This window comes from Rhodococcus sp. MALMAid1271 (assembly GCF_049195265.1).
In the GTDB taxonomy this organism is placed as follows: Bacteria; Actinomycetota; Actinomycetes; order Mycobacteriales; family Mycobacteriaceae; genus Rhodococcoides.
Genome location: NZ_JBMIRQ010000114.1, coordinates 33518 through 55024 on the forward strand (window position 1 = coordinate 33518; position 21507 = coordinate 55024).

Sequence of the window (21507 nt, forward strand, 5' to 3'; positions counted from 1 at the left end):
GTCGAGCCTAGTAGCTCATCGACGGCCGGAGCGGTAGCGACCCGAACATACGAGCTACATCGACGCGATCAGTCTTTCCACTCGCTCGTCGACCGAGCGGAAGGGATCCTTGCACAGCACGGTGCGCTGCGCTTGGTCGTTGAGCTTGAGGTGCACCCAGTCCACGGTGAAGTCGCGACCGGCTTCTTGCGCAGCCGTGATGAACTCGCCTCGAAGTTTCGCTCGGGTGGTCTGCGGCGGTAGATCGACTGCTTCGTCGATCTGGTCGTCCTCGGTGACGCGCTTGGCCAATCCCTTGCGTTGCAGCAGATCGAACACGCCGCGACCACGCTTGATGTCGTGATACGCCAGGTCCAGCTGGGCAATCTTGGGATCGGAGAGCTCCATCGAGTACCGATCCTGGTATCGCTGGAACAGCTTGCGTTTGATGACCCAATCGATCTCGGTGTCCACCTTCGCGAAATCCTGCGCCTCGATCGCATCGAGCGTACGACCCCAGAGGTCGACCACCTGTTCCACCTGGGTGTTCGGCTCGCGCGTTCTGAGGTGCTCGACGGCCCGGGCGTGGTACTCGCGTTGGATATCGAGGGCGCTGGCCTGACGGCCCCCGGCCAGTCGCACCGGGCGTCGACCGGTCAGATCGTGACTGACCTCACGGATAGCCCGAATCGGATTGTCCAGCGCGAAATCTCGGAACGAGACGCCGGCCTCGATCATCTCCAGAACGAGCGCGGCCGTGCCGACCTTGAGCATCGTCGACGTCTCGGCCATGTTCGAATCGCCCACGATGACGTGCAATCTGCGGTACTTCTCGGCATCGGCATGCGGTTCGTCGCGAGTGTTGATGATGGGTCGCGACCGCGTGGTGGCCGAGGAGACGCCCTCCCAGATGTGCTCGGCGCGCTGAGACAGGCAGAATGTCGCTGCCTTCGGGGTCTGAAGCACCTTCCCCGCCCCGCAGATCAGCTGCCGTGTGACCAGGAACGGCAGCAGAACGTCCGAGATTCTGGAGAACTCCCCGGCTCGCTGTACCAGGAAATTCTCGTGGCAGCCGTAGGAGTTGCCTGCCGAGTCCGTGTTGTTCTTGAACAGGTAGATATCGCCGCCGATACCCTCTTCGGCGAGCCGTTGCTCGGCGTCGATCAACAGGTCTTCCAGGACTCGTTCGCCTGCCCTGTCATGGGTGACCAACTGCAGCAGACTGTCACACTCGGCGGTCGCGTACTCGGGATGCGAACCCACATCGAGGTACAAGCGAGCCCCGTTGCGAAGGAACACATTCGAGCTGCGTCCCCACGAAACCACCCGGCGGAACAGATACCGCGCCACTTCGTCCGGACTGAGCCGTCGGTGTCCGTGGAAAGTACACGTGACACCGAACTCTGTCTCGATGCCCATAATTCGTCGCTGCACACTTCGACACTACAACGCAACCTCGGAATCGATGTGTCGGAGCGCGCGGATGTCGTCCGTGCCTAGGGTGGTTGTCATGACGCCCGCGCACACCACCGTTTCGGCTGCCGTTCGAGCGTGGGACCTGTCCCTGGTGACCAGGAGTGCGGAGCTGCGGTCCAGCCGGGCGGACGCCGGGCTGCGTGCGCTGAGCACTGCGGCCGATCACGGTCGATTGTGGCTCGGTGCTGCAGCTCTGTTGGTCGCCGCGGGCGGTTCTGCCCGCCGCGGCGGCGTGCGAGGACTGGTTGCGCTGGCCGGGGCGAGCGCGACAGCAAACGGTCTGCTCAAGCCACTGTTCCCACGATCTCGCCCCGACACCGAGCTGGTTCCGGTACTTCGCCGCCTGCTGGCACCGCCGGTGTCCTCGTCTTTTCCATCCGGACATTCGGCATCGGCGGCGGCGTTCGTCACCGCGGTGGCAATCGAGTCACCGATTGCCGCGACCCTGCTGGCCCCGGTCGCGGCCGCGGTCTGCTACTCACGCGTCCATGTCGGAGTGCACTGGCCCACCGACGTCATCGCCGGCGCAGCTCTCGGTTCGGCCATCGCCGTGTCGTCTCGGCGATGGTGGGCTGTGCGCTCGGAGGTGCCCGCAGATCTCGGATCGCCGCTCGAGGTGGAGCCTCTCGAGCGAGGGCGAGGTCTGCTCGTGCTCGTCAACCCGGGATCGGGCGACGACTCCGACGCGGTGCCGGAGGCGATTCGGGAAGCGCTACCGGACGCCGAACTGTTCGTCCCGGACCCGGAACAGGATTTCGAGGAGCAACTCGATCGGAGAATCCTCACCACGTCCCCGCGAGCCCTCGGCGTGTGCGGCGGCGACGGAACGGTGGTTGGCGTCGCTGCGTCGGCGGTGCGCAACGGCCTACCGCTCGCCGCGTTCCCCGGTGGCACCCTCAATCACTTCGCCCGCGACACCGGACTGACCGCCGTCGCAGACACTGCTGCAGCCGTCGAACAGGGCACTGCCGAACTGGTCGACATCGCCGCAGTGTCCGTCGATGGCGCCAGGGTGTCTTTCGTCAACACCGCAACGTTCGGTGGATATCCCGATTCGGTGAGGTTGCGCCAGAAACTCGAGCACCGCATCGGAAAGTGGCCCGCCGCAGCCATCGCGATGGCGAGGGTGTTGGCGGCCGCGGAACCACTGAACATCAGGCTCGATGGTGCCGGGCACTCGGTCTGGATGCTGTTCGTCGGCAATGGAAAGTATGCGCCGGCCGATCAGGTTCCGATGTCGCGCAGCAGTATTCACACCGGCACCCTCGACGTCAGGTTCCTCCCCTCGGAACCGAAGGCGTCGAGAACCAGACTGCTGTGGGCAACCGTCACCGGCACGCTCGGCTCATCGCCGGCGTATGTCCGGCGAGTGGCGCAGGAGCTGACGGTGGCCGTCGAGGGCGCTCCGGTTGCACTGGCGGCAGACGGCGAAGTAGTAGGCGAGGGAAATCGATTCGAGTTCACCAGCGACAAAAACGGCCTCGCGCTGTACCGGAAGCGGTAGAGCGCGAGGCCATCTCACAAGTCGGGGAACCTACTGAGCCGTTCGGGGCTCGGACGCGCCGTCTGCGGAGTTGCCGTCCGAAAGACCGGGCCCTGGCTCCACCGCCGGAGCAGGCAACATCTCCTCCAAGGCCGATCCGGCAATACGTCGGAACGCACGGCGGGGCCGACCCTGATCCAACACGGCCACTTCGAGCGCCGATACTTCGAGAACCTTCTTCTCCGGCTCGCCGCCCGCGGCAGGTGGTGTTGCCGGACCTGCAGAGAGGGCATCGACCGCCACGCGTACAGCGTCGGCCAGATCCAGCCCGGGCCGGTAGGTGTCTTTCAACGCGGCCACGATCGGCTCGGTCGTTCCACCCATGACGACGAAATCCTGCTCGTCGACGATCGACCCGTCGTAGGTGATGCGGTAGAGCTGAGTCGCGATCGGCTCGTCCTGATGCGAGACCTCCGCGACACAGATTTCGACCTCGTACGGCTTGAGCTGCTCGGTGAAGATAGTGCCGAGAGCCTGCGCATACGTCTTCGCGAGCGAACGACCGGTCACGTCACGCCGGTCGTAGGTGTACCCCTTGATGTCTGCGTGCTGAATGCCCGCCTTCCGCAGATTCTCGAACTCGTTGTACTTGCCCACGGCCGCGAAACCGATCCGGTCGTAGAGTTCGCTGACCTTGTGCAACGCCGTGGAGCGGTTCTCGGCCACGAACAGCACACCATCTGCGTACGTCAATACGATGACGCTTCGGCCGCGACCGATTCCCTTGCGCGCCAACTCCGAACGATCCCGCATGATCTGTTCGGCAGATGCGTAGTACGGCATCGTCATGGTGCGCTATCCCCTTCGTTCACGTCCTGGCCGGAGCGGGTCCGATGCTCGGCACCTCCCGCGTCTGCGGAACTTTCCGCCCGCTCCGCGAGAACGGTCCGTGCTGCTGACGACACGCGGTCGTGCGCGACGTCGTGCGCACCGATGCTGGTGATCGTGACCGCCGTCGGGTAAATGCCTCTGGTGACGTCCGGTCCGCCGGTGGCCGAGTCGTCGTCCGCGGCGTCATAGAGCGATTCGACTGCTGCGCGAATCGCCTCTTCCTCGGTCATCGCGGGCCGGTAGAGCTTCTTGAGAGCAGACTTGGCGAACAGTGATCCCGACCCCACGGCGTGGTAACCCGACCGCTCCTCGTATCGCCCGCCCACCACGTCGTAGGACACGATGCGACCGGCACGATCCGGGTCCGAGATGTCGATGTCGAATCCGACGAGCAGAGGGACAGCGGCGAGACCCTGCATTGCGGCACCGAGATTGCTCCGCACCATCGACGACAGCTTGTTGGCCTTGCCGTTGAACGTGAGGGGAACACCCTCGATCTTCTCGTAGTGCTCCAGTTCGACAGCGAACAGTCGTACCAGCTCGATTGCGATACCTGCGGTTCCGGCGATGCCCGCCGCCGAGTACTCGTCGGTGACGTAGACCTTCTGCATGTCGCGGTTGGCGATCAGATTGCCCTGTGTGGCCCGGCGATCACCCGCGATCAGGACCCCGCCCGCGTAGGTCAGGGCGACGATCGTCGTGCCGTGCGGAGCGATACCGGACTTGTCGGAGTTGCCGCTCGCAGTGTGCGACGCCAGGTCGGCGGCCAGACCGCTCTCGGGTAACAGATGGGGGGCGTGCTGCCGAAGGTAGTCCGAGAACGACGAACTGCTCGATCCGAGTGGGATCGCCACCGCGTCGCCGGCCGACCTGGGGTCCGAACGATCCACCGTCACTGGCCGCCCTTCTGAACGTAGGCGCGAACGAAGTCCTCTGCATTCTCCTCGAGGACGTCGTCGATCTCGTCCAGAAGATCGTCGGTCTCCTCGGCCAGCTTCTCGCGGCGTTCCTGACCACCGGATCCGGTGTCGCCTGGGACCTCATCGTCGTCGCCGCCGCCAGAGCGCCGTGTCTGCTCCTGTGCCATAGTCGCCGACCTCCTCCGTGTTTCGAGAAAACAGTTCTACTGCACGCTCATCGATCCATCCGAGATGCACCATCGTGGATGTGCAACCGAACGTTCCGCCGAAAGTGCACGGACCTTTACCCTACCGACAGACCGGGTCGCCCGGACGTCGAGACACCACCGAATACTCGGGCGATCGCCCGGACTGGTCAGTTGGTGAGCTGATCGACGAGCTCGGCGGCACTGTCGACAGATTCGAGCAGTGCACCGACGTGCGCCTTGGTGCCGCGCAGCGGCTCGAGCGTCGGGATGCGGACCAGTGAATCGCCGCCGAGGTCGAAGATGACCGAATCCCAGCTGGCCGCAGCGATGTCAGCACCGAATTTGCGCAGGCACTCACCTCGAAAATACGCCCTGGTATCCGGCGGTGGAGTGCCGACGGCATCGAGTACCTGCTGTTCGGTGACCAACCGATCCATCGACCCGCGTGCGACGAGTCTGTTGTAGAGGCCCTTGTCCAGCCGAACATCCGAGTACTGCAGATCCACCAGATGTAGACGCGGAGCCGACCAGCCCAGCCCTTCGCGTTGGCGGAATCCCTCGAGCAGACGTAGTTTGGCCGGCCAGTCGAGCAGGTGGGCACATTCCATCGGGTCACGCTCGAGGAGGTCGAGCACCATGGCCCACTTGTCGAGAATGTCGAGGGCACGAGCATCGTCGCTCCCCTCGGCCGCGACGAATTTGGCTGCACGTTGGTGGTAGATGCGCTGCAGCGCAAGACCGGTCAGCTCGCGTCCGTCCGCGAGCGCCACGGCTTTGCGCAGGGTGGGATCGTGGCTGATCTGGTGCACCGCCGTCACCGGCCTGGCCAATTGCAGATCGGACAGATCGACGCCCGCTTCGATGAGGTCCAGGACGAGCGCGGTGGTACCGACCTTGAGGTAGGTCGACATCTCGGCGAGGTTCGCATCACCGATGATGCAGTGCAATCGTCGGTACTTGTCCGCATCCGCATGCGGCTCGTCTCTGGTGTTGATGATGCCGCGCTTGAGTGTGGTCTCGAGCCCGACCTCCACCTCGATGTAGTCCGCGCGCTGAGACAGCTGGAATCCGGCATCGTCGCCGGACTGGCCGATTCCGACGCGACCCGACCCGGTGATGACCTGCCTCGACACGAAGAACGGGGACAGACCCGCGACGACCGACGAGAACGGAGTCTCGCGCGACATCAGGTAGTTCTCGTGCGTACCGTACGACGCGCCTTTTCCATCGACATTGTTCTTGTACAGCTGCAAACGCGGAGCACCGGGCACGCTCGACGCGTGGCGGGCGGCGGCCTCCATCACGCGTTCGCCTGCCTTGTCCCAGATCACCGCGTCCAGGGGATCGCGAACCTCGGGAGCGGAGTATTCGGGGTGTGCATGATCGACGTACAGGCGGGCTCCGTTGGTCAGAATCATGTTGGCCGCGCCGATCTCGTCGGCATCGATGACCGGTGCCGGGCCGCTGAATCGTCCGAGGTCGAAGCCACGGGCGTCGCGCAGGGGCGACTCGACCTCGTAGTCCCAGCGCGTGCGCTTGGCGCGAGGTACTCCTGCTGCGGCTGCGTAGGCCAGCACGGCCTGGGTCGACGTCAGGATCGGGTTGGCGGTTGGTTCGGTAGGCGAAGAGATGCCGTACTCGACCTCGATACCGATGATGCGCTGCATGCGTTCGAGCCTAGACGGAGGGCACAGACAGATCAGGGCGCGCCCTGTACGGACGCGCCCCGAGACTGGTCTGTGCTGGACCTACAGGTACTGACCGGTGTTGGCCTCGGTGTCGATGGCCCGGCTCGCGCTCGCGTTCTTGCCGGTGACCAGCGTGCGGATGTACACGATCCGCTCGCCCTTCTTGCCGGAGATTCGAGCCCAGTCGTCCGGATTGGTCGTGTTCGGTAGATCTTCGTTCTCGGCGAACTCGTCGACGATGGAGTCGAACAGGTGCTGGATTCGCAGACCTGAGTTGCCGGTCTCGAGCACCGACTTGATGGCGTACTTCTTCGCGCGGTCCACGATATTCTGGATCATGGCACCGGAATTGAAGTCCTTGAAGTACAGAACTTCTTTGTCACCGTTGGCGTAGGTGACCTCGAGGAAGCGGTTGTCGTCGCTTTCGGCATACATCCGCTCGACCACGCGGTCGATCATCGCGTGGATGCATGCTGCGCGGTCGCCACCGAACTCGGCGACATCGTCTGCGTTGACCGGAAGCGAATCGGTGAGGTACTTCGAGAAGATGTCCTGCGCCGACTCGGCGTCGGGACGTTCGATCTTGATCTTGACGTCCAAGCGTCCGGGTCGCAGGATCGCGGGATCGATCATGTCTTCACGATTGGACGCACCGATGACGATGACGTTCTCCAGCCCTTCGACACCATCGATCTCGGCCAGCAACTGCGGAACGACAGTCGTCTCGACGTCGGAGGAGACACCCGACCCGCGAGTACGGAAGATCGAGTCCATCTCGTCGAAGAACACGATCACCGGGGTGCCCTCGGACGCCTTCTCCCTGGCGCGCTGGAAGATCATGCGGATGTGACGTTCGGTCTCTCCGACGAACTTGTTCAGCAGTTCGGGACCCTTGATGTTGAGGAAGAAGGACTTCGCCTCCTTGGCATCCTGACCACGAGCCTCTGCGATCTTCTTGGCCAACGAGTTGGCCACGGCCTTCGCGATCAAGGTCTTACCGCAGCCGGGAGGCCCGTAGAGCAGAACTCCCTTGGGCGGACGCAGCGAGTATTCGCGGAACAGGTCCTTGTGCAGGAACGGAAGCTCGACGGCGTCGCGAATCTGCTCGATCTGGCGACCGAGACCACCGATGTCCTCGTAGCCGACGTCCGGGACCTCTTCGAGAACGAGATCTTCCACCTCGGCCTTCGGCACGCGCTCGAAGGCGTAGCCGGCTTTGGTGTCGACCAGCAGGGAGTCGCCGGGACGAAGTTTGCGAGAGGGCTCGTCCGGGTCGACCGGTCCGTCGTCGTTGACCATGTCGATCAGCGGCTTGGCCAGCCACACGACGCGCTCTTCGTCGGCATGTCCGACGACGAGAGCTCGCGACCCGTCACCGAGCAGCTCACGCAAAGTGCTGATCTCACCCACCTGATCGAAAGTGCAGGCTTCGACGATGGTCAGCGCCTCGTTCAAGCGCACGGTCTGCCCCGGTGCCAGCGAGTCGGCCTCGATGTTCGGCGAGCACGTGAGCCGCATCTTTCGACCGGAGGTGAACACGTCGACGGTTCCGTCATCGAACACACTGAGCAGAACGCCGTAACCGCTCGGTGGTTGGCCGAGTCGATCGACTTCCTCGCGAAGTGCGATGAGTTGCTGCCGTGCCTCTTTGAGAGTGTCCATCAACTTGCTGTTGCGCAGCGAGAGCGAATCGACACGGCCTTCGAGCTCGCGTACTTGTTCTGGGGACTCCCCCAGCTGCCGGCGTAGTGCAGCGGCCTCGGCTCGCACGGCGTCCAGTTCGGCTCGGGCCGCGGCCACATCCGGATTGTCTGTTGAGCTCATGAGCGACTCCTCCCAGTGACGATCTATCAACGCTACCGGCACCGGCCCGAATGTGCGGACCGACACCACGATCGGGAACGTTCAGGCTGTGGTGCGGGCGCGGCGTGGCACGGGTGGCCGATCCGGCCACCGGCCCTCGACCGCGTCACCGATACTGCCCGATCGGCCGCCTCACCAGTGACGATGCGAGTTCGAGGCTGAGATGAGCCGCGCGATGGTGCGAGGCGCACACAGACGTGGTGATCGAGAGATGACACCGATCACGAAGTCACAATTCGAGATCGATCAGCCTTTTCCGGAACGCCGCTGGGGCTTGGGTGTGACGGTGCCCTCGGCAAGTCGACGAACGCTGACGAGGAACGCGGTGTGTCCCTGCATGCGATGCTCGGGCCGAACCGCCAGTCCGACGACGTGCCAACCCCGCACCATCGACTCCCACGAGCGCGGTTCGGTCCAACATTCCTGCGCGCGCAGGGCTTCGACGACTTTGGACAGCTGTGTCACCGTCGCGACGTAGACCAGCAATACTCCGCCGGGTACCAGGGCTTTCGCCACCGCAGGCAGTGCGTCCCACGGAGCCAGCATGTCCAGGACGACCCGATCCACCTGCTCCCCCGGCCGATCGTCGGCGAACCGATCGACGTCCGCCACCGTCAGGTGCCAGTTGGCCGGTCGCTCGCCGAAGAACGTCTCGACGTTCTTGACCGCGTAATCGGCATGGTCCTGTCGAATCTCGTACGAGATGACCGTTCCGGTGGTCCCCACTGCGCGGAGCAGCGAGCAGGTCAATGCACCCGACCCGGCACCGGCCTCGAGCACCCGCGCTCCGGGAAATATGTCGCCCTCGTGCACTATCTGCGCCGCGTCCTTGGGATAGATCACTTGGGCGCCGCGCGGCATCGACAGGACGTAATCGGTCAGCAACGGCCGAAGCGCGAGATACGGAGTTCCGTTTACGGACGTGACCACACTGCCCTCGTCGGCACCGAGCAGTTTGTCGTGGGTGATGCCGCCGCGATGGGTGTGGAATTCCTTGCCCGCCTCGAGCACCACCGTGTAGTGGCGCCCCTTTCCGTCGGTGAGCTGCACCCGATCGCCGACACGGAAGGGTCCACTGCGGGCAGGCCCGGCAGGCACCGGAGCAACCGAGCTCGGGTCCGGCGTCCGGCTCTGATCGAGTTCGATCTCGTCGACCGTGGCGGTGACGACGTCGTCCGCACTCGGAACCGGGGCATCGACGAGTGCGTCGACCTCTGAGGCCTCGGTCGACGCGGACTCGGAATCACCGGTGGACACAGCGGAACCTGCTTTCGTTGCTCGGTTCGACGAACTGGCCCGAGTGGGCCGGCGTCGAGGACGACTCGACGTGCCAGACTACGGCCCTACCCCAAGATGTCGGACCGGCGGCATAGTCTCGCTGTCGTGAGTATTTCCGTGTCGACGCCCATCGACTTGCCACTACTCGATCTCGGCGACACTGCGGGGCAGTCGAGCTCTCGCAGCTCGCCTGCCTTGTCCCCCTCCCGCGCAGGCGATTTCAAACAGTGCCCGCTTCTCTATCGCTTCCGTGCGGTCGACCGCATTCCCGAGGTCTCCACCGAAGCTCAGGTCAAGGGCACCGTGGTGCACGCAGCCCTGGAGGCGCTCTACGCATTGCCGGCGCAGGATCGAGTACCGACCACCGCGCGCGAGTTGGTGGATCCGGCGTGGGAGCGCGTGTCGGCCCAGTCGCCGCAGATCGCGTCACTGATACCGGAGGACTCGCGAGCGGCCTTCCTGGATCGGGCTCGTGCATTGGTCGAGGGGTACTACGAACTGGAGGACCCGACCCATTTCGACCCGGAGTCCTGTGAACAGCGGGTCGAGGTCGATCTGGAGGACGGGACGCCGCTGCGCGGGTTCATCGATCGGATCGATGTCGCTCCCAACGGGATGATTCGCGTCGTGGATTACAAGACCGGTCGGGCGCCGCGCGAATTCACCGAATCCAAGGCCCTGTTCCAGATGAAGTTCTACGCGCTGATGATCATGCGCATGCGCGGAGTCGTTCCGGCGCAACTGAAGCTGATGTATCTGGCCGACAAGCAAGAACTGACCTACGCCCCCGACGAGGGTGAACTACGCAGGTACGAGCGCATGCTGTCCGCCATCTGGAAAGCGATTCTGGCGGCAGGCGAGACCGGCGACTTCCGAGCAAAGCGGGGTGCACTGTGCAAGTGGTGTGACCACCAATCTCTGTGTCCCGAGTTCGGTGGTACTCCCCCGCCCTACCCCGGATGGCCCGAGTCAGCACCGCAAGAGCTGGAGCCCGAGCTGTGACGATCCCGGATGCCTTCTTCGTTCCCGCCGGTGTCAGCAAGGACGGCTTCGAGAAAGTCACGGCCACCGAGCACACCGTCAGCCTGTGGGCACCGACGATGCAGCACGGCGCTCCGCCGTCTGCTCTGCTCGTCCGCGCACTCGAGCGCGTCGATGCTCGACGGGACACCCGCATCAGCCGAGTCGCTGTCGACATTCTCGGCCCGGTTCCGGTCGCGGACATCGAGGTTCGGGCATGGACGGAACGGCCGGGAGGCAACGTCGAACTCGTCGTGGCGGAGTTGTGGGCAGAAAGTTCCTCGGGCACTGCCAGGGCGGTGGCTCGTGGCAGCGCGTGGCGGATGCGCACCACACCGACAGGCGATGTCGAACACGTCGGCGACTCGGTGATGCGGCCGGTCGAGGCCGGAGCAGACTACGCCTTCGGTGGCACCTGGTCCTCTGGCTACCTCGATGCGGTCGAGTTCAAGATCCTCACCCATATCGGAGCCGAGGGCCCGGGTGAGATCTGGGCACGCCCCAAGCCTGTTCTGGTGCAAGGCGAATCGATGTCTCCGTTGGAACGATTGTTCTCGATTGCCGATATCGCCAACGGAATCGGCGCAAAGCTTCCGATCGACGAGTGGACATTCCTGAACACCGATATCACGGTGCACGTGTTCCGTGTGCCACAGGGAGAATGGGTTGGGGTCGCGGCGGAAACCTCCACCGGACCCGACGGTATCGCCATGTGCGCCGGAACCCTCAGCGACGAACTGGGCCCAGTCGGCCGCATCGCGCAGACCGTGCTGGTTCGGCGACGCTGAGTCCAGCTCCGGGCTGCGTGGGCGGGTGAGCCTTGACCACCTCACATTGGCGCTACTGACCGCTCGCCCCACCCGCGGGGTGCTCTGCAGGTCTGCCGCCCTCACCCCCACACCGCCGAAGAGTGTTCGACAACGCGCGCTAGAAGGCGCGGCAGGACCTGATGTCCGAAGCCAGAATGGCCTTTGCCCCCAGCTCGGCGAGCTGATCCATGACATTGTTGTGGACCTTGCGAGAAACCATGGCGCGCACGGCAACCCAATTGTCGTCGACCATCGGTGCCAGGGTCGGTGACTCGATTCCCGGGGTGATCTTGACGGCCTCGTCGAGGATCGACTTGGGGCAGTCGTAATCGAGCATCAGATACTGCTGGGCGAAGACGACGCCCTGGACGCGGGCGATGAGTTGCTTGCGGGCAGAGTCCGCGCCGGGCGTGCCCGCACGCTCGATCAGAACGCCCTCCGAGTCGCACAGAGACTCACCGAACGCCACGAGATTGTTCTGGCGAAGGGAGCGGCCCGACTCGACGACGTCGGCAATCGCGTCGGCGACGCCGAGCTGAATGGAGATCTCGACGGCACCGTCGAGACGAATGACAGTGGCTTCCAGACCGCGCTCGGCCAGGTCCTTGCGTACCAGGTTGGGATAGGACGTTGCGATGCGCAGGCCGGCCAGATCCTCGGTCGACCACTGCTTGCCTGCCGGGGCCGCATAACGGAATGTCGAGCGGCCGAATCCCAGCGCCAGGCGCTCCTCGACCGCGGCGCCCGAATCGAGTGCAAGATCGCGGCCGGTGATACCGAGATCCAACTGGCCGGACCCGACGTAGATCGCGATGTCCTTGGGACGGAGGAAGAAGAACTCGACACCGTTCGCCGGATCGAGAACAGTGAGATCTTTCGAGTCACTCCGACGCCGGTAGCCGGCCTCGCTGAGAATTTCGGCGGCGGACTCGGACAGAGCGCCCTTGTTGGGTACGGCTACACGTAGCACGGAGGTTTCCTTCTTCGGTGAGTTCATGGGAGAGGTACGGGCAGAACTCACAGATGTCGGTAGACGTCCTCGAGCTCGATGCCCCGGCCCACCATCATCACCTGGACCCAATACAGCAGCTGTGAGATCTCCTCGGAAAGTGCCTCGTCGCTCTCGTGCTCAGCCGCGATCCAGACCTCGCCGGCTTCTTCGAGAACCTTCTTGCCCTGAAAATGAACGCCGGCGTCCAACGCCGCGACAGTGCCCGAACCCTCCGGGCGAGTCTTCGCCCGATCGGTGAGTTCGGCGAACAGGGAATCGAAAGTCTTCACGGCTGGACATTCTTTCACGTCATCACTCGGGAGCACGCATTCGGTCGGGCTGGGGATCCGATTCAGCCCGCCCACGCCTGCCGAACGTCGTCCGCAGTCAGTCCGACGAGACCGTCACGAATCGTGTACCCGGGGGCGGCCGGTACCTCGACCTCGGAGGGGACGACCAGCACCGGACATCCGGCAGAGTGCGCCGACAGCGAGCCGGTCGGCGAATCCTCGACTGCGAGGCACGAGGCGACGTCCACCGAGAGCAGGGCGGCTCCGCGCAGATACGGCGCAGGATTCGGCTTGCCTGCCTCCACCTCGTCACCGGTGACCGTGATGTCGAAGTACTCACGGCCCAATGTGTCCAGCGCACGCTCGACGAGTTCGCGCTCGGTGTTGGTGACCAGGCCCGTCGACAGTCCCATCTCGCGGACCAGCGCGAGAGCATCCTTGGCCCCCGGGCGCCAGGGAATGCCCTCGGCGAACAAGTCACCGACGCGCGCTGTCAACCATTCGCGCCCCTGGCTCAAGCTGTCGTCGGTGATGTCGACCGATGCGTTGGCCAATACCTTGCGCAGAGCGTCGTACATCGAGTTTCCGAGAGTGCTCTCACGCACCTGCGAGCTGAGTTCCGTTCCCAGGCTCCGGGAGTATTCACCGATCGCCACGTCCCAGATCTTCTCGGAATCGAGCAGTGTTCCGTCCATGTCCCACAGGACGGCTTGCAGGTGAAGTGCACTAGACATTGAAGTACTTGGCCTCCGGGTGATGAAGTACGAATGCATCGGTCGACTGCTCGGGATGCAGCTGAAGCTCCTCGGACAGCTTGACCCCGATTCTCTCGGGTTCGAGAAGCGCTGCCAGCTTGATCCGATCCTCGAGATCGGGGCACGCTCCGTAGCCGAACGAGTAACGCGCACCGCGATATTCGAGCTTGAAGAAGCCCTCGGCCTCGGTGGGATCCTCGGAAGCGACCGAATTTCCATCGGACAGTTTCAGTTCCTCGCGTACCCGGCGATGCCAGTACTCGGCCAATGCCTCGGTGAGCTGAACTCCGATTCCGTGGACCTCGAGGTAGTCGCGGTAGGCGTCGGCAGCGAAGAGCTCGTTGGCGAAGTCCGCAATGGGCTGGCCCATCGTCACCAGATTCATCGGCAGGACATCGACCTTGCCAGATTCGCGCGCGGCCGAACGCGACCGAACGAAGTCTGCGATACACAGGAACCGGTCGCGGTGCTGCCGGGGGAAGGTGAAGCGGAACCGTTCGGGGGCATCGGGTTCGGGTTCGGTGAGCACGATCACCTCGTCACCCTCGGACACCGCCGGGAAGTACCCGTACACCAACGCCGCATGCGCGAGGATGCCGTCGGTGCTCAATCGATCCAGCCAATACCGCAGGCGTGGTTTGCCTTCCGACTCCACCAGCTCTTCGTACGTTGCGCCCTCGCCCTTACGGACACCGCGCAGGCCCCACTGCCCCAGGAACAGTGCACGCTCGTCCAGCAACCCGGAGTACTCGGACAGCGACACCCCCTTGACGATCCGAGTACCCCAGAACGGCGGTACCGGAATGTCGATGTCGGCAGCGACATCGGATCGCTCGGGAACGACGACAGGCGCTTCGGCGGCCTTGCGCTTCTCGGCGATCCGCTTGGAGCGTTCGTGTCGTTCCTTGCGCTCGGCGGCCTTGGCCTTCGCTTCCAGCGCCTCGGGACTGTCGGGCGCCGGTCCACCGCCACGCTTGGTGGTCATGATGGTGTCCATCAGTCTCAGACCCTCGAACGCGTCCCTCGCATAGTGCACGTCACCTTCGTAGACGTCCTGCAGATCGTTCTCGACATACGACCGCGTCAGCGCCGCACCGCCCAACAGAACCGGGAACTGCTCCGCGACTCCCTTGGAGTTGAGTTCGATCAGGTTGTCCTTCATCACCACGGTCGACTTCACCAGCAGACCGGACATGCCGATGACATCGGCACGCTTGTCCAACGCGGCTTCGAGAATGGTCGAAATCGGTTGTTTGATACCGAGATTGACGACCTCGTATCCGTTGTTGCTGAGAATGATGTCGACGAGATTCTTACCGATGTCGTGCACATCGCCCTTGACGGTGCCGAGCACTATGCGGCCCTTGCCGTCGTCGTCGGTGGCTTCCATGTGCGGCTCGAGATACGCCACAGCAGCCTTCATGACCTCCGCGGACGCGAGGACGAACGGAAGCTGCATCTGGCCGGATCCGAACAGCTCACCGACGGTCTTCATGCCCGAGAGCAACGTCTCGTTGATGATTTCCAGCGGTGGCTTCTCGGCCATGGCGGAGTCCAGATCGGCGTCGAGGCCGTTACGTTCACCGTCGACGATGCGCCGCTCGAGCCGCTCGAACAGCGGCAGCCGGGCCAATTCCTCGGCTCGCGACTCCCGCGCCGATGCCGCAGAAACACCCTCGAACAGCTGCATGAGCTTCTGAAGGGGGTCGTAGCCCTCGGCACGACGGTCGTACACCAGATCGAGTGCCGCTTCCCGCTGCTCGTCTGGAATCTTGTTCATCGGCAGAATCTTCGAGGCATGCACGATGGCGGTATCGAGGCCCGCTTGGGTGCACTCGTGGAGGAAGACCGAGTTCAGCACCTGACGCGCAGCAGGATTGAGACCGAACGAGATGTTCGACAAGCCGAGAGTGGTGTGCACTTTCGGGTACATCTGCTTGAGTTGACGGATCGCTTCGATGGTCTCGATGCCGTCGCGACGAACCTCCTCCTGACCGGTCGAGATCGGGAAGGTGAGGGTGTCGACGATGATGTCCTCGTGGCGCAGGCCCCAGTTCTCGGTGATGTCGGTGATCAAGCGATCGGCGACACGCACCTTCCACTCGGCTGTTCGGGCCTGTCCCTCCTCGTCGATGGTCAGCGCGACCACAGCGGCACCGTGCTCCTTGACCAATCGCATGATCTTCTGGAACCGCGAATCGGGCCCATCGCCGTCCTCGTAGTTGACCGAGTTGACCGCACTGCGTCCACCGAGGTGCTCGAGACCGGCTTGGAGAACGGCCGGTTCGGTGGAATCGAGCATGATCGGCAGGGTCGACGCCGTCGCCAACCGGCTGGCCAACGCCGACATGTCTGCGGCCCCGTCGCGGCCGACGTAGTCGACGTTGAGATCGAGCATGTGTGCGCCGTCGCGCGTCTGATCCTTCGCGATGTCGAGGCACTTCTCGTAGTCCTCGGCAAGCATCGCATCGCGAAACGCCTTGGATCCGTTGGAGTTGGTGCGTTCGCCGATCATGAGGATGCTGGCATCCTGCTCGAACGGAACGGCGGTGTAGAGCGAGGAGACACCCGGCTCCGGTGCAGGCGTCCGTTCGAGTTTGGTTGCCCCGTGGACCATGTCGGCAACCTGGCGAATGTGCTCGGGCGTGGTGCCGCAGCAGCCGCCGACCAAAGACAGACCGTACTCGCCGACGAAACCGCTCAGGGCAGCGGCGAGTTCTGGTGCGGTCAACGGGTACTCGGCCCCGTTGGCACCCAAGGTCGGTAGACCGGCATTGGGCATCACCGATACCGGAAGACGCGAATGCTTGGACAGGTGGCGCAGGTGCTCGCTCATCTCGGCCGGTCCGGTGGCGCAGTTGAGGCCGATCATGTCGATGCCGAGCGGTTCGAGTGCGGTCAGTGCCGCACCGATCTCGCTGCCGACGAGCATCGCGCCGGTCGTCTCGACCGTCACATGGGTGATGATCGGGATGCGGACGCCGAGCTTGTCCATCGCGTGCTGGCTGCCGATGATCGCGGCTTTGACCTGAAGCAGGTCCTGGCAGGTCTCTACCAGAATCGCATCGGCACCGCCGTCGATCATGCCGAGGGCGGCTTCGGTGTACGCATCCCGCAGCCGGGCGAACGGCGCATGCCCGAGAGTGGGCAGTTTCGTTCCCGGCCCCATCGAGCCGAGGACGTAGCGATCCATCCCGTCGCGGCCCGGGCCCATCTCGTCCGCGGTCTCACGAGCGAGCCGAGTGCCCTTCTCCGCGAGTTCGCGGATTCGGTCCTCGATGTCGTAGTCGGCCAGGTTGGGCAGATTGCAACCGAACGTGTTGGTTTCCACGGCATCCGCTCCGGCCGCGAAGTACTCGCGGTGGATCTCGCGCAGCACGTCGGGGCGGGTGTCGTTGAGGATCTCGTTGCACCCTTCGAGACCGATGAAGTCGTCGAGGGTGAGGTTCGCGTCCTGGAGCATCGTGCCCATCGCTCCGTCGCCGATGACAACGCGACGTGAAATCGCATCGAGCAGACTGGGCTTGTGTTGATCGGGCATCACTACAGAGTAGTGGGCACCGGAGCGAGCTCGGGTCGTAGGCTGTCGTGGTGAGTCCCCGAAACCTCGATGGCCAGTCCCGTGACGACGACGGTACCGAAAATACCGACATTTCAGGCGACGCCGGCCCGGATGCGCCTCTCGACGCTGCATTGATCGAGGCCGTGCAGGACGCTGTGGCCAACGCCACAGATTTTCCCGAATCGGACGTCGACGATGCCGAAGGCGTCGTTCCGGAATTGCGCTCACCGATCCTGGTCGCTGCCTTCGAGGGCTGGAACGACGCAGGTGATGCAGCGAGCGGTGCTATCGAGCACCTCGAGTTGATCTGGGACGCCAGTCCGCTGGCCGAACTCGATTCCGAGGACTACTACGACTACCAGGTCAATCGTCCGACCGTCCGCCAGGTCGACGGTGTCACCCGCGAGATCGAGTGGCCGTCCACCCGGCTCTCGGTGTGTTCACCACCCGGAAGCGAACGCGACGTGGTGCTGTTGCGCGGCATCGAGCCGAACATGCGGTGGCGCAGTTTCTGCGACGATCTGCTCGAATTCGTCGAACAGCTCGGCGTCGAGACCGTCGTGATTCTGGGGGCACTACTGGCCGACACCCCGCACACCAGGCCGGTCCCGGTCACCGGCACCGCCTACAGCACCGAATCGGCGGAGCAGTTCAACCTCGAGCAGACACGCTACGAGGGTCCGACCGGAATCACCGGCGTTCTCCAGGACGAGTGCGTCAAGGCAGGGGTGCCCGCGGTGTCCTTCTGGGCGGCCGTTCCCCACTACGTCTCGCAGCCGCCGAACCCCAAGGCCACAGTCGCCCTCCTCCAGCGAGTCGAGGACGTGCTCGACATCGAAGTACCGCTCGGCGAGCTGCCCACCCAGGCCGAGGAATGGGAAGAGGCGGTGACCGAGATGACGAAAGAAGACGAGGAGATCAGCGAATACGTCCGCAGTCTCGAAGAGCGTGGCGATGCCGAGGTAGACATGTCCGATGCGATCGCCAAGATCGACGGTGACGCCATTGCGGCCGAGTTCGAGAAGTACCTCAGGCGACGCGGACCAGGGAACTTCGGACTGTGACGCGAACGCACCGGGGCGGGCAGAGCCCGGTGAGATCTTCCTGATGCCGACGTAACGTCACGGCAGCGGTGACGTCACCCCGACACCGGAACCTCGTCGGTATGGCCAGCACACCGCATTTTCTGCAGGGCGTCTTCTCCTTCACCGGCAACGGCCTGGACAAGCCCGAATCGATCGACCCCAGCGCGATCTTCGTCGTCCCCGAGGGTGCCACGGCGCAGCCGTTGTACTTTCGCGGCGGAAATTCGAGCGGTGAGCTGGTGGTGGTGACCCTGCTGCGCGACGGTAGCCCGATGCGCATCTTCCCCATCGGAGCCAAGAGCGGAGTCAACATTCCGTTGCGGGTGGTCGAGGACGTGGATCCGGATACCGTTCTCGAACTCGTCGTCGCTGCCCCGTGCGGCACAAGCGGAGACGTCGTCATCGATTTCGGTCTGGTGCTGATCTGATGACCGCAGGTAAGCAGCGACTGCTGGTCATCGGCAACGGGATGGCAGGTGCCCGCACTGTCGAGCAGATCCTCGACCGCGGCGGCAGCACCCTGTTCGACATCACGATGATCGGTGACGAGCCGTACGGCAACTACAACCGGATCATGCTCTCGCACGTGCTGTCCGGTGAGGCCGCCGTCGACGACGAGGATCTGATCCTCAATCCTATGAGTTGGTACACCGAGAACGGCATCACCCTGCACGTGGGTGACCGCGCGATCTCGCTCGACCGGTTCGCCAAGACCGTCGCGTGCGAGAGCGGCAGGTCCGTCGATTACGACGTCCTGATCATCGCAACCGGTAGCAACACGTTCTTTCCCAACATGGACGGCCTCCGCGAGCCCGACGGCAAGCTCGCCCGCGGCGTGTTCGGGTTCCGCACCATCGCAGATACCAACGGAATGCTCCAGATGGCGCAGTCACGTGACGACGTCACCGCTGTCGTCATCGGCGGCGGCCTGCTCGGACTCGAAGCCGCCTACGGCCTGCGCACCCAAGGTCTCGAGGTCAGCGTGGTGCACTCCCCCGGCCACCTGATGAATCAGCAACTCGACGAGCGTGGTGGACGCGTACTGCGAAACAAGATCGAGTCACTCGGAGTGGGAGTGCACACCTCCAAGAGGACCACCTCGGTGCTGCGCTCCGCAGACGGTGCCGTCACCGGTGTGGGGTTCAACGACGGCACCTCCCTCGCCGCAGACATGATCGTGGTCACCGCGGGCATTCGTCCCAATGTCGACTTCGCTCGCGGCGGCGGACTGGTGATAGAGCGAGGAATCGTCGTCGACGATCAATTACGTTGCGAGGAAGAGGGTTCGATCTATGCCGTCGGTGAATGCTGCCAGCATCGCGGTGAGGTCTACGGGCTCGTTGCACCGTTGTGGGAGCAGGCCACGGTGCTGGCAGATGTTCTCACCGGAACGAATCCGGCTGCGGCGTATCACGGTTCACGCCTGACCACCAAGCTCAAGGTGGCCGGTGTCGACGTCGCCTCGATGGGAATCACCGCACCCGAGCGTGACGACGACGAGTTCGTCCAGTTCTACGAACCGCGCAGTGGCACATACAAGTCGGTGATCGTCCGAGGCAACAAGCTCGTCGGGGCCACACTGCTCGGCGACATCTCCAAAGCCAACTTCCTGAGCCAGGCGTTCGACGAGAAAGTACCCCTGCCCGACGAACGCATCAGCATGCTCTTCGACATGGGAACACCCTCTGCAGCAACAGGAGCCGCCGAACTGGCAGACGATGCACAGGTCTGCAACTGCAACGGCATCACCAAAGCTGCGATCGTGGCCTGCGTCCACGCGGGCGCGAAGAACCTCGGCGACGTGACCGCGAGAACTCGGGCGGGCAAAGGATGCGGATCGTGCAAGGGCCTGGTCGAGGACATCATCGCCTGCACAGCAGGCGGTGCCGTCGAGGCCGATCCCACAGCGGACTGGTACGTGCCGTGTATCCCGATGACCAAACAGGAACTGATCGGCGCGATTCGAGCGCAGAATCTTCGGGCGGTGTCCGCCATCTTCGCGGCGCTGGCACCCGGCGGAGCGGAGGATGCCGCCGCCAAGATGCCGTTGGCCTCGTTGTTGCGGACGGTATGGGGCCCGAAATGGGTGGACGAGCGCGGCGCACTGTTCATCAACGACCGAGTCCACGCCAACATTCAACGCGACGGCACGTTCTCGGTGGTGCCGCAGATGAAGGGCGGCGTGACCACCCCCGATCAGCTACGCAAGATCGCCGACGTCGCGGACAGATACCACGTACCGCTGGTCAAGGTCACCGGCGGCCAACGCATCGACCTTCTCGGCATCCAGAAGGAGGACCTGCCGAAGGTATGGGGAGATCTGGACATGCCGTCGGGCTTCGCCTACGGCAAGAGCATGCGCACGGTGAAGACCTGCGTGGGTAGCGACTTCTGTCGCTTCGGCCTCGGCGACTCGACGGCCCTTGGCATCGCCCTCGAAGAGCGTTTTCAAGGCTTGGAAAGTCCGGCGAAGTTGAAACTTGCGGTCGCCGGCTGCCCACGCAACTGCTCGGAGGCACTGTGCAAAGACCTCGGCGTCGTCTCGGTGGGCGACGGCGCATGGGAGATCTACGTCGGAGGTGCGGCAGGAGCACATATCCGCAAGGGCGATCTACTGGCCACCGTGACAGGGGCCGAGGAGGTCCTGACCTTGGCGGGCAGGTTCATTCAGCACTACCGAGAGAACGCCCAATGGTTGGAGCGCACGTACGCCTGGGTCCCGCGCATCGGTCTGGAAGAACTGCAGAGCGTCCTTGTCGAGGACCGCGACGGCATCGTGGCAGGACTCGACGAGCGGATGCAGACCGCAGTGGAGGGATATGTGGATCCGTGGCAGGACCGCGCGGCACCGAAGTCACCCGCCCAGTTCAGCCCGTCGCTACCGCTGGTTCCGCTCCCTCAGGTTCCGGTCCGATGAGCGTGCAGGTCGGGGCGGTCGAGGACCTCACACCCGGCGAAGGACGGGCATACGTGGTGGACGGCAAACAGATCGCCGTATTTCTGCTCAGCGATGGTTCGGTACGCGCGATGGACGCCGTCTGTCCACACAAGGGCGGGCCCCTTGCCGACGGTCAGATCGACGGGGCCATCGTGGTCTGCCCGCTGCACCAGTACACCTTCTCGCTCGACGACGGCAGCTGCCCCAGCGGCATCGCCCCGGTGCGCACATACCCCGCGAGCCTGGAGGACGGGAAAGTGACCGTGCAGTTGTAGACGGGGATGAACGACC

Annotated in this window: 18 protein-coding genes; 7 read left to right on the forward strand and 11 right to left on the reverse strand. The window is 64.0% G+C overall.

Features of this window, described 5'->3' with window-relative positions:
- Nucleotides 1-54: 54 nt before the first annotated feature.
- A complete protein-coding gene (gene pafA, locus ACOQFP_RS21930; RefSeq protein WP_206488597.1) occupies nucleotides 55-1413 on the reverse strand; it encodes a Pup--protein ligase in 1359 nt (452 codons plus the stop codon).
- Between the two features lie 76 nt (nucleotides 1414-1489).
- On the opposite strand from pafA, the gene ACOQFP_RS21935 reads away from it, so the two are divergent.
- On the forward strand, nucleotides 1490-2959 hold the full coding sequence (locus ACOQFP_RS21935; RefSeq protein WP_421585517.1) for a bifunctional phosphatase PAP2/diacylglycerol kinase family protein: 1470 nt from the start codon (nucleotides 1490-1492) through the stop codon (nucleotides 2957-2959).
- Nucleotides 2960-2989: 30 nt separating this feature from the next.
- On the opposite strand, the gene prcA is transcribed toward ACOQFP_RS21935, so the two are convergent.
- From prcA to ACOQFP_RS21965, 6 genes are all read right to left on the reverse strand, one after another.
- Nucleotides 2990-3787 carry a proteasome subunit alpha gene (prcA, locus tag ACOQFP_RS21940; RefSeq protein ID WP_421585518.1) on the reverse strand — a complete coding sequence of 266 codons (798 nt, stop codon included), beginning with the start codon at nucleotides 3785-3787 and terminating at the stop codon, nucleotides 2990-2992.
- Complete coding sequence (gene prcB / locus ACOQFP_RS21945; RefSeq protein ID WP_206488595.1) at nucleotides 3784-4725, reverse strand: proteasome subunit beta; 942 nt, start codon at nucleotides 4723-4725, stop codon at nucleotides 3784-3786. Before prcB ends, prcA begins: the two co-directional genes overlap by 4 nt.
- A complete protein-coding gene (locus ACOQFP_RS21950) occupies nucleotides 4722-4916 on the reverse strand; it encodes a ubiquitin-like protein Pup (RefSeq protein WP_206488594.1) in 195 nt (64 codons plus the stop codon). Before ACOQFP_RS21950 ends, prcB begins: the two co-directional genes overlap by 4 nt.
- Nucleotides 4917-5104: 188 nt before the next feature.
- The gene (dop, locus tag ACOQFP_RS21955) at nucleotides 5105-6604 is read right to left on the reverse strand and encodes a depupylase/deamidase Dop (RefSeq protein WP_206488593.1); all 1500 of its coding nucleotides are present in this window, start codon (nucleotides 6602-6604) and stop codon (nucleotides 5105-5107) included.
- Nucleotides 6605-6685: 81 nt separating this feature from the next.
- A complete protein-coding gene (arc, locus tag ACOQFP_RS21960) occupies nucleotides 6686-8449 on the reverse strand; it encodes a proteasome ATPase (RefSeq protein ID WP_421585519.1) in 1764 nt (587 codons plus the stop codon).
- Nucleotides 8450-8734: 285 nt separating this feature from the next.
- A complete protein-coding gene (locus ACOQFP_RS21965; protein ID WP_421585529.1) occupies nucleotides 8735-9586 on the reverse strand; it encodes a tRNA (adenine-N1)-methyltransferase in 852 nt (283 codons plus the stop codon).
- A 291-nt stretch (nucleotides 9587-9877) separates the two neighbouring features.
- Here ACOQFP_RS21965 and ACOQFP_RS21970 point away from each other — a divergent pair, with 291 nt between their 5' ends.
- Together ACOQFP_RS21970 and ACOQFP_RS21975 are read left to right on the forward strand one after the other, a co-directional pair.
- Nucleotides 9878-10768, forward strand: coding sequence for a RecB family exonuclease (locus tag ACOQFP_RS21970; protein ID WP_421585530.1), 891 nt, complete (start codon nucleotides 9878-9880; stop codon nucleotides 10766-10768).
- Nucleotides 10726-11574: a thioesterase family protein gene (locus ACOQFP_RS21975; RefSeq protein WP_421585520.1), complete on the forward strand. Its 849-nt coding sequence runs from the start codon at nucleotides 10726-10728 to the stop codon at nucleotides 11572-11574. Before ACOQFP_RS21970 ends, ACOQFP_RS21975 begins: the two co-directional genes overlap by 43 nt.
- 139 nt (nucleotides 11575-11713) lie before the next feature.
- Here the strand turns inward: ACOQFP_RS21975 and hisG are convergent, their stop codons facing one another.
- The 4 genes from hisG to metH form a co-directional block, all read right to left on the reverse strand.
- Nucleotides 11714-12565 carry an ATP phosphoribosyltransferase gene (gene hisG, locus ACOQFP_RS21980; RefSeq protein ID WP_206488587.1) on the reverse strand — a complete coding sequence of 284 codons (852 nt, stop codon included), beginning with the start codon at nucleotides 12563-12565 and terminating at the stop codon, nucleotides 11714-11716.
- 47 nt (nucleotides 12566-12612) lie between these two features.
- Complete coding sequence (locus tag ACOQFP_RS21985; protein ID WP_206488586.1) at nucleotides 12613-12876, reverse strand: phosphoribosyl-ATP diphosphatase; 264 nt, start codon at nucleotides 12874-12876, stop codon at nucleotides 12613-12615.
- Nucleotides 12877-12938: 62 nt separating this feature from the next.
- Nucleotides 12939-13610 (reverse strand): HAD family hydrolase, encoded by a 672-nt coding sequence (locus ACOQFP_RS21990; protein WP_206488585.1) that lies wholly within the window; start codon nucleotides 13608-13610, stop codon nucleotides 12939-12941.
- Nucleotides 13603-17172 carry a methionine synthase gene (metH, locus tag ACOQFP_RS21995; RefSeq protein WP_421585521.1) on the reverse strand — a complete coding sequence of 1190 codons (3570 nt, stop codon included), beginning with the start codon at nucleotides 17170-17172 and terminating at the stop codon, nucleotides 13603-13605. The genes ACOQFP_RS21990 and metH overlap by 8 nt, the downstream gene beginning before the upstream one ends.
- 176 nt (nucleotides 17173-17348) lie before the next feature.
- Here metH and ACOQFP_RS22000 point away from each other — a divergent pair, with 176 nt between their 5' ends.
- From ACOQFP_RS22000 to ACOQFP_RS22015, 4 genes are all read left to right on the forward strand, one after another.
- Nucleotides 17349-18257 carry a PAC2 family protein gene (locus ACOQFP_RS22000; protein WP_421585531.1) on the forward strand — a complete coding sequence of 303 codons (909 nt, stop codon included), beginning with the start codon at nucleotides 17349-17351 and terminating at the stop codon, nucleotides 18255-18257.
- Nucleotides 18258-18358: 101 nt separating this feature from the next.
- Entirely contained in the window at nucleotides 18359-18706 is a 348-nt protein-coding gene (locus ACOQFP_RS22005) for a molybdopterin oxidoreductase (RefSeq protein ID WP_206488583.1), read from the forward strand.
- On the forward strand, nucleotides 18706-21195 hold the full coding sequence (nirB, locus tag ACOQFP_RS22010; protein WP_421585522.1) for a nitrite reductase large subunit NirB: 2490 nt from the start codon (nucleotides 18706-18708) through the stop codon (nucleotides 21193-21195). The genes ACOQFP_RS22005 and nirB overlap by 1 nt, the downstream gene beginning before the upstream one ends.
- The gene (locus ACOQFP_RS22015; RefSeq protein ID WP_421585523.1) at nucleotides 21192-21491 is read left to right on the forward strand and encodes a Rieske (2Fe-2S) protein; all 300 of its coding nucleotides are present in this window, start codon (nucleotides 21192-21194) and stop codon (nucleotides 21489-21491) included. Before nirB ends, ACOQFP_RS22015 begins: the two co-directional genes overlap by 4 nt.
- Nucleotides 21492-21507 lie beyond the last annotated feature (16 nt).